A 13,281-nucleotide genomic window follows, 5' to 3' on the forward strand; every position below is an offset into this window, starting at 1 on the left:
TCTCCGTCAAGTGTTACGACGCAGCAGGATATGCGTCGAATAGGCAAGAGACCAAATGATCGCAATCGTGCGCTGTGGCAGTCGCGCCACCAGTCGCGCCCACTCTGGCGCAATCGGCGAGGCGGTCGCGAAGTCTGGGCCGCACCGCTCGAGCTCCTCAAGTGTCAAGGCTCCGAGTGCCCGCAGTTGTATCAGACTGACCGGACCGAACAAGCGCGTGTGCACGCCATGGGAGCGGATGACATGATCCTGTTCCGCCGGACTGAACAATGTTGGAAATGATCGGATCAGCTTGCTCCAATCCTTAACAAAGACGCTGAACGCGGACTTCAACCAGTAGCTAGACTTTTTCCGGTTGAACTTGAGCATCGGCGCGCCGAGCCAGTGCATGCGTCGGGGTGCCTGGGCGCATGCCTCAAGGATTAGGCCCAGCTGTGGAAAGTTCTTCCAGTCGGCTCGCCGGTCTATGGGGATCTGCATCGCACGTGGTGCGCGACCATAGATCGTCGCGCCGGACAACGTCAGGTACCAGGTCCGATCAAGCAGGAAGGGATGCACGGCCTCGCCTTCGATGAGGCGCGAGCCCGGCTCCGGCGCGTACGCGTTGATAAAACAGAAGTCAGGACGCGTTTGCGCCAGTGCGGCCAGCACAGAGCCCAACGTGCCGGGCTCGCAATACAAAGAGTCGCCCAGATACCAGACATAGTCGGTATTAGGCATGGCCAACGTGGCAAAGAAGTTCGCGTCGTGGCCAAAGCGTGGATCGTTCTTGCGATACACCAGCAGCGGGAACTCGGTGCGGAGGTCATCGGCCATCTCGCGCGTGCGGTCGTCGGAACTATCGTCAGATAGGTATACTGAAATGTGATGCTTAAGAAGTTCTGGCAACATTGCTCGGAGGTTCTCCCGGAGAATGTCGCTGCGGTTGTATGTAGGGATCGCTATCGCGAGCAGGGGATTAGGCCTCATCGTTGTTGCAGTCCGTCAAGGTACAGCGCCAGCGCGTCGTGCAGGTTGCGCGGCCGAAAGTCGATAGTCTCCCGCAGACGGGATATATCTAGTACCAAGCGCGGCACGTCCACAGCGCGGGTTTCAAGATATCGGACCTCAACAGGCTTACCTGTCAGCGCCCCGATCATTGCCAGCAAGTCTCGGATCGAATGACCCTGACCCGACCCGACATTAAAGATGCGGCCCCAAGCTTCCTCCTTCGATAGCAGATCGGCCATGGCACCAGCGAGATCCTCAACCCAGAGGTAGTCACGAACGACCGAACCGTCGCCCCAGATCTCAACTGGCTGGCCGTGCAGCACCTTGTCGACCGCCACAGCCACAAGGCCCTGCTTACGGTGCGGGTTCTGGAACGGGCCAAAAGGGTTCGAAGGGCGAAGAATCATGTGGCGCAGTTGCTGCGCGCGTCCGACGAAGGCAAGGTACTGTTCGAACAGTACCTTGGAGCAGCCATAATAGTTAATCGGGCGCAGGGGCTCGGTCTCCGCGATGGAGAGCTTATCGCTAGGGCCGTAGACGGTGCCGCCCGAAGACACATAGACGAAACTGATCCGGCGTCTGGCCAGGTGGTCGAGCAGGCGGTACGTTGGCGTGATGACCTGCGCCATTTCCGTTTCGAGGTCGTCCAGCGTACTTGAGGGGATGAGGCTCGAGACTAGGCCGATGACGCACTCGATGCCCAGCTCGTCAATGGTGGTCTGCAACTGAGCGATATCATTACTCAGGATGACGTGGCGCCCAGCAACTTTGGGGACAGGGCGACCGTAATCCGCAAAGCCGGTTGAACGGTCAGCGATGTGCACCTCGTGGCCGCAACGCACCAGGGCACCGGCCAAATTAAGGCCGATGAACCCGGCCCCGCCTAGCAACAGGATCTTCATGGCGACAACGAAGCCTTGCGATTGTGAGCGCGATTTCTGCGTGCTTGATGCGCCCATGCCCAACCAAGCAAGGCTGTCAAGCCGCGCCAGCTGATCATCCGCGCCGATGCCCAGCGCGACAGCGGCGCCTGACCTGCGACGCGCCAATCATCTTCGATCGCAGCATGCTGGTGCTGTTCCAGCCGATCAAGCAGGCGGCCAAAAAAGGCCGGCACAAGGCGTTCGGCCACTAGGCGCTCGCGCAACTCGCGAGACTTTGTCACGAACGCCCTGCGGGTCTCCGGCAGCATCGATTCGTTCTGCCGCATCCGATAGAGGCCCACTTGGCGCTTTGCGATCGGTATTGGGCCGTGCGCGGCCGCCCATCGGCACCAGAATTCATAGTCGGCGATGGGATACCAAGCCGGATCGAAGCCGCCCATCGCCTGAGCCTTGTAGCGATCAAGCACGATGCCCAACGTTGCCGCAAAAGGATTGGCGAAAAAGAGTTGCGCAACTGATTTACGCTTGACCTCGCGCCGAATTGGTTCTAGGAGCGCCTGCAGACGATGCAGCGGAGACTGCTCGTTCGCCGCCGGGCGCTCGGCACGTTCGTCTAGTACGCCGTGACGCCAAGCCATAGCCGCGCCCGGGCGGGCGCAGGGACCCAGCCAGCGGTTGATCTCCTCTGCGAAAGCGGGCTCCAGAAGGTCGTCATCATGGAGGATGGTCACATAATCACCGCGGGCTAACTCAAGGCAACGCGTCCAGTTCGGGAACATGCCGACGTTCACGCGGTTCTTGAAGTACGTCATAGACTGGCTGGCGAAGGGTCTCATGGCCTCGACGGCGAGCTCGTCGTTCTCCGGATCATTGTCAACGACGAGGACTTCCACCGGGAAGTTGAACCGAAGCCGAAAGACGGATGCCAACGCTTCCTGCAGTAGGTCGAAGCGGCGGAAGGTCGGGATAGCGATGGTCAGCCTCGGGTGTTCATTGCCGGCGGTGCAGGCATCGATGTCGACACGCCGCGTCAACGTGGCGAGGTCAGTTGTGTCCGGCGCAGTCGGAATCTGGGATAGGGATGTCATTGGTGGGTCATTAGGTTCGGCCAGGCGGCTTGCCTATAGCCTTGCACATGCCGAGTACGATCAGTTCGCTCCAGCCCGCACCTAGATCTTTGCGAGCCTCGCGGGGCCATTTCCAGTTGTTGTATGCCAGCTGGACTAAGCCCTGGGCCAAAATCAGTCCTATCACGTCGAATTGCTGGACCACCGCCACGCTCAGTACACAGATGAGCAGGCCGGAGAACAGGCCCGCGCGAAGGAAGGGCACATGGTTGTGGGTGGTGAGGTAGCCGGCGGCGAGGCTATGGTTCATTTCTAGCAGCATGACTAGCCCGAACAGGGCCAGTAGCGGCGGCGATAGCAGCTTAGTCTTACTGCCCATAAGGTGCAGTAGCCATTCCCCGCCGAAGATCAGCACCAAGGCGCCCGCAACGAAGGCGGTCCAGGCCACAACAACCACCTCACCATACAGCGCGCGCAGTGCGGGCATATCGCGCGCAGCCTGAGCCGCCGCGAGCCGAGGCATCCGCACTTGCAGGATTACCGCTGCTACGCCGCTGAGGGTCATCATAAGCGTGACAGTCATGCCGAAGCTTGCGGCTGCGCCTACTCCGAGGAAGCTCGACGCAATAAGAACATTCGCGCGCTGGATGAGGAAGGCGCCGATCTGCACTACACCGAGCCGGCTTGCGTTGTGCCAGAGCAGCTTCATGGTGTCTCGCGTGTCACCCGTCCGCGCCGTCGACTGGCTGATGTCGCCGCGTAAGAAAAAACGCATCGCAACCACGCGACCGAGTATGCAGGCGAGGAAAGTTGAGGCGCCTAGACCCAATAGCCCGGCACCGGTGACCAACGCCGTGACGCCGGCCACCAGCATGCTCGCGCGGGTGACGATGACCACTTGGCTAGCTGCAACCACGTCGCCTCGCCCTTGCATGAGGCCATTAACATAACCGTAATAGAAGTTGATCACGTAGCCGCCGGCATAGAGCAACCACGCACCAAGTACGATAGGTAGGGGCTGCTCGGGCGCCGCCACTGACATCACATAGAGACTCCCACCCCCCAGCAAAACCAGACCACCTATTGCGGCGACGATGCGGTATATCGCGCGCGACGCACGTACCAAGTCAGCGAGTAGCCATGGGGCCACAGTAGCGCCCGCCCGGACCTCGTGCGGCAGGCCTTGCTGGTTCAGCGACTGGGCACCCGCGAAGACATATGCTGTGTTGCGCGCGATGGTGGGCTGGAAACCGAATTCCAGCAGTTGCGCGAGGCTGGTCAGCGTGATGAACACAAACCAGAGCCCTACGTCTTCGGTCGGCAGGTAGCGCAGAACTGCGGGCAGCAGCAGCACACCTGCACCAATATTCAGGAACTGTGCCAGATAGCCCCATGCGACATCACTCCGTTGGGAGGCTAGGTGCTTGAAACTGCTTGGACCGGATGAGAAGGGAGGGAGGGTCGGTTTCACGTCAGGTCATCCAACGCACGATAACCGCTGAGGAAGCTCTGGTTGCTCCACAGGTAGTCCCATCGCCCGAAACGACCGCAGGAGCGGATACCGACGGTCTCGCACCAGGCCAAGACCTCGTCGCGACGGGCTTCCATGCCTCGATCAAAGATAACGTTGCCGTAGGGCAGCCGTCGGTGGTCGATAAACAGGATATCGTCGTCGCTGGCGATGCCCATGCGCCGCAGCGCCAGCCGAGTATTCACCACCAGATCCTCGGACGCGTGCCTCGGGTCTGTGCCGCGGGAGTACACCTCGAACTGGAGCGAACTGCAGCCAGTCGGCGCGTTGTCTGGCGACTTCACCGACGGCGAATATGCACGGCTGGCAAGTAGGTCCTCATCATAGATGTAGAACCAGAGGTCCTTGACTAGGGGCTTATTGAAGCCGACTGAGATCAGGTCAAGCGACGTCGCCCGCAGTGTGCCGGAGCACTCACGAACAGCCTCCGGAACATCCGCGCACATCGTCGTCAGCAGCGGCAGCGGCAGGGTGCTGACGAGGACGTCGTAGCTGACCCGGCGACCGTTAGCGAAGGTCAGCAGGCGGCGCACAGTGTCGATGCGTTCGACTCTGTGATCGAAGCGGATATCCGATGCGTCTATCAGCGGCTGGATGAACGCCTTGAACCCGCCGCGCTTGGGATAGCGCATTTCTTTAGTGTAGTAGTGGTTCGGCGTTTCGCTCGTGAACGCACCGTAGAGGATTTCGTCAAGCTCAGCGCGGCGCATTCGGTTGCCGATCCACGTCGTGGACAGTTCTCTGGCCGACGTGGCCCAGTACTTCCGCGTGTAGCGAATCGGGTAACGATCGGCAATACCGTCGCCGTACTGGTGGCGAAGCCATTGCTCATAGTTGTCGCCATCAAGCCTCGCTGGTCGCGCCAAAAAAGACTTAATCAACGCCACTTTCTCTTCGGCTGGCAACGGGTAAAGATTGTTTTGCACCGGGTGCTTCAACCAGCGCCCATCTTCATGGCAGTTTGCGTCAGCGGGGTGCGTCAGGTACGGCGTGAGATCGAAGATCTGCCGCACCTCAGGCTCACTGGCGAAGCTCAAATGTACTGCGCGGTCGAAGCGGAAGCCGTCGATCGTGAAGTTGTCCAGCAGGCCACCGGCGCTAGCTCGAGCCTCGAAGAGCACCACGTCTTGAAACCCGATCTGGCGGGCTCGATGGGCGGCGCCTAGACCAGCGATACCAGCACCCAGGATGGCAACCTGCACACTATCGGCACTCATACGCCGCCTCCCTCGGGATGAGTGATGCCGCGGAGACTGGCTATGTAGGTCGCCAGGCTGTGCTCCCAGCGCGGCATCGGTTCGAATCCGAGCTGCGTCATGCGCCAGTTGACGGCGGCTTCGTTATCGGAGACTTTCGCGCGTCGGTTAAAGATCCCGGCATCAGCGGGCTTGACGACTACGGATTCACCGCTGAGCCGCACGATTTCGCTCACATACTCGAAGCGCGAGGCGCTGCCCGTGTTCACGCAATTGAAGATACCTGTATGCCCGGAATCCACGAGGGCTAGCACGCGGCTGACGACGTCGCGCGTGAAAGTCGGGCAACCGACCTGCTGCTGGTTGGATTTCATAACGCCGCCTTCGGCGCGCACTCGGCGCGCCTCCTCGATCCGGCGCGCGACGAAGTTCTTCGGGTTCTCCGGCTCGCCTCCGAACAGCCAGCCCGTGCGAATAACCAGATTCGCGCCAGAGCGCGCAAGCACCGCGGCTTCACCCAGGAGCTTGGCACGGTGATGGTGGGTGGTGGGATTGGCGTCGTCATACTCGGCAAACGGGGTAATAGCGCCGCAGCCATAAACTCCCGTGCTCGACATGTAGACTAACGGCACGCCCGCGAGTCGTGCCGCATCCGCTACTTGTTCGGATAGTATGAGGTTGTCGCGGTAGCATGCGTCGACCTCCACTTCGCAAAGTTCGACGTTGGTATTGGCTGCGGCGTGCAACAACCAATCCACGCCGTCTAAGCGCTCCGCGATCGTGTGAGGCGACTGCCCAGCGATCGACTTGCGGTCGATGGCATGGACTGCGTGGCCGCCGGCTATCAGTGCATCAACAAACGCCGAGCCAAGCAGGCCGCTAGCTCCGGTGAGGGCGACTTTCATGCGTCGCCCTCCCTCAGCGGAAAGGTCTCAAGCGGGAGGTTGATGGCCTCAGCGGGATCGTGCGGAAGGCTTGCCACGTTGAGCACAAGGTTGAGCCCGACACCTCGCCCAGTTAATGCTACCCAGTGGCCGGGCGGCACGGTCAGCCGCGCGTAGTTCGAATCTCCCAGCACATAGCTTTGCGTCTCACCGTCATCGCCAGCGCGCACATGAAACTCCACCTCACCGACGGGCACTACTAAGTTCATCTGCATCACCGTGTGCTGCTTCCAGCCCTTCGTCTCGCCCGGGATAACGGTGGTGAAGTAGGCTTCGCCGAAACCCGCGAAGCCAATGTCCGACGCTTTCATGGCGTGATAAACGGCTCCCTTTGGGTGGTCGATTCGACGCAGCGACGTGACAATCACCGGCAACCGGTTCAGCGCGCCCATACGAGTCCCCGCTCGGTAGCGCGATGTTCGTACTGCTCGATCTGGTTGAGCGTAAAGTCGAACATGTTCGTATTGGTCTTATAGAAGTTGTAGTACCACTCGCTTACGAATCTCACGCAATCGCGGTACTCGAGGTTCGGCTCCCACCGGAGGTGGAAGAGCGCTTTGTCGCAATTGAGCTTCAGCAGGCCGGCTTCGTGGAAAGGGATATCGGCTGTAACGCGGTAGGCGTCGTCCGGACGTGCAAACTGCCAGTGCGCGCTGAGGTCGTTCAAAAGATCCAGCACGGTACGGTTCTGCTCAGAACGCGGACCAAAATTGAACGATTCGCCGACTAGGAACGGGGAAGCGCTCAGTGCGGCACCTAGCGTCAGGTATCCACTGAGCGGCTCCATCACGTGTTGCCAAGGGCGCGTAGCGCGCGGGCTGCGGATCTCCACGGGCTGGTCTTTAGACCAGTTCCGCATGCAGTCGACCACGATGCGATCTTTAGCCCAGTCGCCGCCGCCGATCACGTTACCGGCCCGGCCCGTCGCCATGCGTACCGGGTGGCCTTCCTTCGCAAAGAATGAGTGGTAATACGAATGGAAAATGACTTCTGCAGCACCCTTGGATCCGCTGTAAATGTCCTTGCCGCCGAGGTGGTCAGTTTCCTTGTAACCCCACGGCCATTCAACGTTCTCATAGCACTTGTCCGACGTGATCACTACAGCGACGCAGGGATGCTCTAAGCCGCGCAATGCCTCGAGGACGTTGGCAGTACCGACGACGTTCGTAGTAATCGTGTCGATCGGCTGGGCGTAAGACGTCGAGACGATAGCCTGCGCAGCTAGGTGGAAAACGAATTCTGGCCTGGCGTCAAGTAGCGCCTGTCGCAGTCGCGGTAAATTACGTATGTCACCAATCTGGTGATCTATCCTTTCGCTTAGGCCACCGACCTCAAAGAGAGAGGGATTGGTGGGGACGCAGTCGGAGAAGCCAGTAACGTGCGCACCGAGCTTGAGCAGCCATGAGGTCAGCCAGGACCCTTTGAATCCCGTGTGTCCAGTGATGAACACCCGCTTGTCACGATAGACATTTCCGAACATTTAATCTTTCCTATCTAATGTGGCCACGACTCGCCCGCATGGACGGGGCATTTTCTGAAAGTTTGTAATTAAGACGGCGGCGTTGCGACGCAGTATCGGGTCAGGCCCACTGTTTCCACGGGGCCTTGCCAGATGTCCACAGGGATTCAAGCAACATCTTGTCGCGCAATGTGTCCATCGGTTGCCAGAAGCCGGTGTGTTCGTAGGCCATTAGCTGGCCGGACTCTGCTAGGCGGATTAGTGGCTCCTGTTCCCAGGTCGTCGAGTCGCCGGTGATTTCCGACAGCACCGACGGCGAGAGCACAAAAAATCCGCCGTTGATCATGGCACCGTCACCCTTGGGTTTCTCCTTGAAAGTCATGACCTGACCATGCTTGATGTCAAGTGCACCGAAGCGGCCCGGCGGGTAAGTAGCCGTTAACGTTGCGGCCTTGCCATGTGCCTTGTGGAATGCAATAGTGGCGCTGATGTCGATGTCGCCGACGCCATCACCGTAAGTGAAGCAAAAGGCCTCCTCGTCCTTGACGTAGTCCGCCACGCGCAACAGGCGACCACCAGTCATTGAGTCGTCGCCGGTATCCACGAGAGTGACGTTCCATGGTTCCGCGCGCTTATGGTGGACTTCCATTCGGTTATTGCACATGTCAAAGGTAACGTCGGACATGTGCAGGAAGTAGTTGGCGAAATACTCCTTGATGACATAGCCCTTGTAGCCGCAGCAAATGATAAAGTCATTAACACCGTGATGGGAATACATCTTGAGAATGTGCCAAAGTATCGGCTTGCCACCGATCTCGACCATGGGCTTAGGACGGGTCGAGGTCTCTTCGCTCAAGCGGGTCCCGAGACCACCGGCAAGGATTACTGCTTTCATTTAAAAATACTCCAGTTCTGAATTTATTAGGCGGATGAGCACTAAAACGCACCTACCCGTAGCGCAACGATAACGGGAGGATCGAAGCTACCCCTTTTGCAATTTTTTTCCTGTCATATCATCTCGCACTTCGGACTTAAGCGCTTCAATCTCCACCTTCAGAGCGTTGTACTCTTCCATCTTGCGCTCCAGAAACCGGTGGGTAATTGCTGCCTTTTCTGCCATACCGGTTGGGGTGAGCACATAGACGTATCCAAACTTATTCTTGGAAGTGGCGAAGTTTTTCATCTTCACCAAGCCCTTTTCCATCAGCGCTTTCAGGCAGTAATTCAGCCCGCCAACACTGATGCCCAGTTTCTCGGCCAGTTCGCGCTGGGTGAGGTCGGGGTTTTCTTGCAGGATGCGCATCACCCTGAAATAAGTGTCTTCTTGTAGTTTGGCTTGGCGACTTGTCATAAAATTGACGAGTGTTCTCTGTACGCTGTGGATTTGAAAGTGTTTCAGGCAGGCTACCGCAGTGCCGTATCACTCAGAGGAGCGCAGCCGCGGGGAGTAGCAAAGCAAAGTTCTGTAAGAACTTGAACATTGTAGCCGGTGCTCAGCCGTTCGGTCCACTCCGTCATCAAAAATAGTTTTCAGGTGTAGAAGAGTTCAGGCCTCTGCAACTTGTTGCTGCTGTACCGCCTCTTCCATGCTGACGGTGTTCACCACCAGCTCCAGGTGGATCAGGATTTCGGGTTCATGGCGGCCGATGTAGCTCTTGACGGCTTCGTTGGCCAGCAGCTTGGTGAGGTAGCCCTTGGCCACCACCAGGTTGAGCAGGTCGGAGCCGTAGGAACTTTCAGCCTCCTGGTACTTCTCCTGCACCTGGCTCATCTCTTTTTCCAACTTTTCGATCTGTTCGATGGGCGCGGTCTTCTTCTCCTTCTCGGCAGGCTTGACATCGGTGCGTTGCTCGGGCGGCGTGGCCTTGAGCAGGGCCTCAGCATGCGCCACGGTGATGGTGTTGCTGGCGATCATCAGCTCTACCGCTTCCACCTGGCGTGCGGCCTTCATGTTGCGCAGGATGCGGGTGACATCTGGGGTGAACTGCTTGTCTTGCAGCAGGGTGATGGCTTCGGGGCAAATGCCTTCGAGCAGGTTGATGCGCCGGTTGATGGAGCTCAAGTTGACGTTGAACGCCCGGGCCAGGCGTTCCTTGCTGACGCCCCGATCAATGGCGCGGCGGATCATGTAGTGCTCGGCGATTGTCGACAACCTGTTGACATGGTGGTTGTAGGAGTAACTTTCGTCGTCTTTGGCGAACAGACAGGGGCCGACGCTCATGCCCAGCTCCTTCAGGGCCAACACACGCAGGTGGCCGTCCAGCACCAGGTACTCCGGTTTCTTGCGGTCGGGCTGGATGACGGACAGCGGCTCGATCAGCCCCACTTCGTTGATGCTGGAGACGATCTGTTTGTACTTGCGGGTGCTCATCACCCCGTCGGGCACCTTTTTGCTGGGCAGCAGCTGGTCCAGCGGGATCTGGTAAGTCTCCAGCTCGAAGCCAAGCAGGGTGTTCAGCGGCCCGGTTGGTAGATTTGGGCCGTCGTCACCGTGGTCGTCCATGGCGCTGCCAGGGCGGTAGACGCCGGGATACATCTCGGTCAGGTTGCTGTGGGTGGCGTGGGTGGTGGCTTGGCGTGCAGTGTTCACAGGGTGGCTCCTTCGGGTTCGGGGTGGTCGGGTGTGCTGACGCTGCCCAGCGTGTTGATCCGCTCGGCCAGGTACTTGGGCAGGGTGTCCAGACCTTCGGCGCGCAGCAGGTTCACAAAGTGCTCATCGGCAAAGAGCTTTTTGAGGCCCTGCACCACCAGCAGCAGCCGCTGGTGGGCGTGTTCGGCTTTGAGCACCATCTTGCGCTGGCGCTCCACCTCGCGCTGGTAGGTGCGCACCAGGCTGTAGCTGGAGGTGGGCGGCTTGATCTGGTCACGGTTGGGGGATGCCGGGCCGTGTTCCATGCGCTTTTCGATCAGGCGCTTGGCTTCGATGATCTGGCGGCCCTTGAGCTGGCCGTTTTCGTAGGCTTCTTGCAGCAGGTCGCCCAGGTTGGCCTGGCCGTCGCCTTCGGTGGCGTTCTCGTTGGCGCGGGCGATTTCCAGGGCGGTGGTGAGCGGGATGGTGCCGCGCTGCACGCCTTCGATCAGGCGTTCTTCCCCCTGGTCGAGCAGGAAGACGATGTCTTTGACGTACTTGGGCGAGAGGCCCGTCTTCTGGATGATGATTTCGGCGCTGTAGCCGCGTTTGCGCAGCACCTCGATGTCGGCCAGGATCTCCAGCGGGCGGTAGCCGCGCCGGGCGATGTTTTCGGCCAGGCTCATGATGAAGGCGTCTTCATCGGTCACGTCCACCACCAGGGCGGGGATGTGGGTCTCGCCCAGGATGCGGAAGGCGTTCAATCGCCCTTCGCCGCAGACCAGCACGTAGCGTGGGTCGCCGTCGTCGCCAGGGCGCTCGGCCACGGTGATGGGTTTTTTGAGGCCGATGGCGCGGATGTTGTCCACGATCTCCTCAAAGACCTTCATGTTGCGGTCGCGGGAGTTGAGGATCTCGATGCGGTTGATGGGGACGAGCGTGACGGTGTCGGGGGTGCCGGTCATCATGTGGGCCTCCGTTTAGGCTGGTTGGTTGTCGGGAGTGGTTTCATCGGTCGGTTCCTTTCTGAGGTGGTTTTGGGGAATCACACACGGCGCTCCAGGCGCTCCCGCTCCGACATGCCGTAGAAGAAGTTCAGGTCGTCAAAGCGAAAGCACTCGAAGTCGGCGCTGTTCTTGTTGCTGACGCGGATTTCCTGATCGGGCAGGTCCAGCCGTGGCAGCAGGTAGTAGTCCAGCTCGGCCGTGTTGGCGGCGTCCAGCCGGATAGCGACCGTGATGTCGGGGTCGAACCTGGCTGGGTCGAACCGGATGCGCCAGCGCTGGTGGCCGTTGGCCGCCGTCTGGCATCGGGCCAGCACCAGGCTGATGACCAGCTCGTCGTTGAGGGTCAGCAGATCGGTCTTGGGGTCTCGGGTGATGTGGCCGCCCAGCTCGGCGATGGTCAGTTCGGTGCGGCTGATGATTTCTGGGTGCAGCTGGCGCAGGCGGCGGTTGACTTCCAGGAACTCTGTACTGCGCGGACAGTGGTAGCCCACCAGCTCATAAGCCCGAGTCAGGCTGCCAAAGCGCTGGATGTAGGTGGCGGCACTGGGCAACGCCGGGGCCTGATCGATGATGAAGCCCGACAGGCGCCCGCATTCGGCGTACAGGGCCTTGAGGTGGTCGAGCAGTTCGGCGTCGGTCAGCTTTTTGCTGCGCTCGGCCAGGATTTCCTGCGCGGCCATGAAGGTGGCGACCGGCACGATGCCGTCAAACGCCCCTTCCTTGCGGATCCACATCTCGGGCGGGTTGTCGACATGCTTCTTCTTGAGCTTGAAGGAGTGGCGGTTGTAGACGTTGTTGCCGATGTACTTTTCGTTGGTCAGCACCTGGCGCACGGTGCTGTAAGTCCAGGGGCGGTCCTGGTCGGTATAGATGGGCTGGTCGTTCAGACGCTTGACGATTTCAGCCAGGGGCAGGTCGCCCTCCACCAGCCAGCGGTAGATCTGGTTGACGGTGGCGACTTCTGAATCGGGCCCCGGCATCAGGATCACCCGGTCAGTCTGAAGGCTCTTGTGCTCGCCGCGCTTCAATTCACCCTTGACCTGCCCAGACTGGTCGATCAGCACCCGGCGCAGGCCAAAGCCGGCGGGGCCGCCTTGCCGGAAGCCCATCTCGATCAAGCGGCACTGGCCGGCAAACACCTTGGCTGAGAGTTCCCGGCTGTACTCCCCCGCCATGGCGCGCTTGACGCCTTTGACGATGGTCGAGACGGGCGAGCCGTCGTTTTCAAACTGCTCGGCGACGTAGGCGACCGCGATGCCTTTGCGCTTGCAGATGTACTCGTAATAGGCCGATTCATCCGCATCCTGGAATCGCCCCCATCGGCTGACGTCATAGACCAGGATCAGGTTGAAGTCGGTGTTGCCGGATTCGACATCGGCAATCAGACGCTGAAGGGACGCGCGACCATCGATGGACAGACCGCTTTTGCCTTCGTCGGCGTAGGTGCGCACGATCTGAATGTTGCGCCGGTCGGCGTACTCCTGGATCTTGTCGGCCTGGTTGTGCGTGGAGTACTGCTGATGCTCGGTGGACATGCGCACGTACTGGGCGGCGCGGAAGGCTGCTGTGGAAGCTTGGGTTGCCGGTGGTTCGGAGGTGGATTCGGATGTGGTTGCCATGTTCTTTCTGCGCTC

The 13,281-nt window shown here is 59.8% G+C and carries 13 protein-coding genes; all 13 read right to left on the reverse strand.

The window, feature by feature from the left end:
• Window positions 1–6: 6 nt before the first annotated feature.
• The gene (locus tag ACMV18_RS08170) at window positions 7–969 is read right to left on the reverse strand and encodes a glycosyltransferase family 2 protein (protein ID WP_420817432.1); all 963 of its coding nucleotides are present in this window, start codon (window positions 967–969) and stop codon (window positions 7–9) included.
• Window positions 966–1,892, reverse strand: coding sequence for an NAD-dependent epimerase/dehydratase family protein (locus tag ACMV18_RS08175; protein WP_420817433.1), 927 nt, complete (start codon window positions 1,890–1,892; stop codon window positions 966–968). Before ACMV18_RS08175 ends, ACMV18_RS08170 begins: the two co-directional genes overlap by 4 nt.
• The gene (locus tag ACMV18_RS08180) at window positions 1,889–2,962 is read right to left on the reverse strand and encodes a glycosyltransferase family 2 protein (protein ID WP_420817434.1); all 1,074 of its coding nucleotides are present in this window, start codon (window positions 2,960–2,962) and stop codon (window positions 1,889–1,891) included. The genes ACMV18_RS08175 and ACMV18_RS08180 overlap by 4 nt, the downstream gene beginning before the upstream one ends.
• Window positions 2,963–2,972: 10 nt before the next feature.
• The gene (gene wzx, locus ACMV18_RS08185) at window positions 2,973–4,412 is read right to left on the reverse strand and encodes an O-unit flippase-like protein (protein WP_420817435.1); all 1,440 of its coding nucleotides are present in this window, start codon (window positions 4,410–4,412) and stop codon (window positions 2,973–2,975) included.
• Window positions 4,409–5,689 carry a protoporphyrinogen/coproporphyrinogen oxidase gene (locus ACMV18_RS08190; protein WP_420817436.1) on the reverse strand — a complete coding sequence of 427 codons (1,281 nt, stop codon included), beginning with the start codon at window positions 5,687–5,689 and terminating at the stop codon, window positions 4,409–4,411. The genes wzx and ACMV18_RS08190 overlap by 4 nt, the downstream gene beginning before the upstream one ends.
• Window positions 5,686–6,573 (reverse strand): SDR family oxidoreductase, encoded by an 888-nt coding sequence (locus ACMV18_RS08195; RefSeq protein ID WP_420817437.1) that lies wholly within the window; start codon window positions 6,571–6,573, stop codon window positions 5,686–5,688. The genes ACMV18_RS08190 and ACMV18_RS08195 overlap by 4 nt, the downstream gene beginning before the upstream one ends.
• Complete coding sequence (locus ACMV18_RS08200; RefSeq protein WP_420817438.1) at window positions 6,570–7,004, reverse strand: WxcM-like domain-containing protein; 435 nt, start codon at window positions 7,002–7,004, stop codon at window positions 6,570–6,572. The genes ACMV18_RS08195 and ACMV18_RS08200 overlap by 4 nt, the downstream gene beginning before the upstream one ends.
• Window positions 6,992–8,092: a CDP-glucose 4,6-dehydratase gene (gene rfbG, locus ACMV18_RS08205; RefSeq protein ID WP_420817439.1), complete on the reverse strand. Its 1,101-nt coding sequence runs from the start codon at window positions 8,090–8,092 to the stop codon at window positions 6,992–6,994. The genes ACMV18_RS08200 and rfbG overlap by 13 nt, the downstream gene beginning before the upstream one ends.
• A 100-nt stretch (window positions 8,093–8,192) precedes the next feature.
• Complete coding sequence (gene rfbF / locus ACMV18_RS08210) at window positions 8,193–8,966, reverse strand: glucose-1-phosphate cytidylyltransferase (RefSeq protein WP_420817440.1); 774 nt, start codon at window positions 8,964–8,966, stop codon at window positions 8,193–8,195.
• An 87-nt stretch (window positions 8,967–9,053) separates the two neighbouring features.
• Entirely contained in the window at window positions 9,054–9,422 is a 369-nt protein-coding gene (locus ACMV18_RS08215; RefSeq protein WP_420817441.1) for a MarR family EPS-associated transcriptional regulator, read from the reverse strand.
• A gap of 195 nt (window positions 9,423–9,617) precedes the next feature.
• A complete protein-coding gene (locus tag ACMV18_RS08220) occupies window positions 9,618–10,661 on the reverse strand; it encodes a plasmid partitioning protein RepB C-terminal domain-containing protein (protein ID WP_420817442.1) in 1,044 nt (347 codons plus the stop codon).
• On the reverse strand, window positions 10,658–11,608 hold the full coding sequence (locus ACMV18_RS08225) for a ParB/RepB/Spo0J family partition protein (RefSeq protein ID WP_420817443.1): 951 nt from the start codon (window positions 11,606–11,608) through the stop codon (window positions 10,658–10,660). Before ACMV18_RS08225 ends, ACMV18_RS08220 begins: the two co-directional genes overlap by 4 nt.
• A 77-nt stretch (window positions 11,609–11,685) precedes the next feature.
• Window positions 11,686–13,266 (reverse strand): recombinase family protein, encoded by a 1,581-nt coding sequence (locus tag ACMV18_RS08230; RefSeq protein WP_420817445.1) that lies wholly within the window; start codon window positions 13,264–13,266, stop codon window positions 11,686–11,688.
• Window positions 13,267–13,281 lie beyond the last annotated feature (15 nt).

Source organism: Aquabacterium sp., from assembly GCF_048860245.1.
In the GTDB taxonomy this organism is placed as follows: domain Bacteria; phylum Pseudomonadota; class Gammaproteobacteria; order Burkholderiales; family Burkholderiaceae_C; genus Aquabacterium.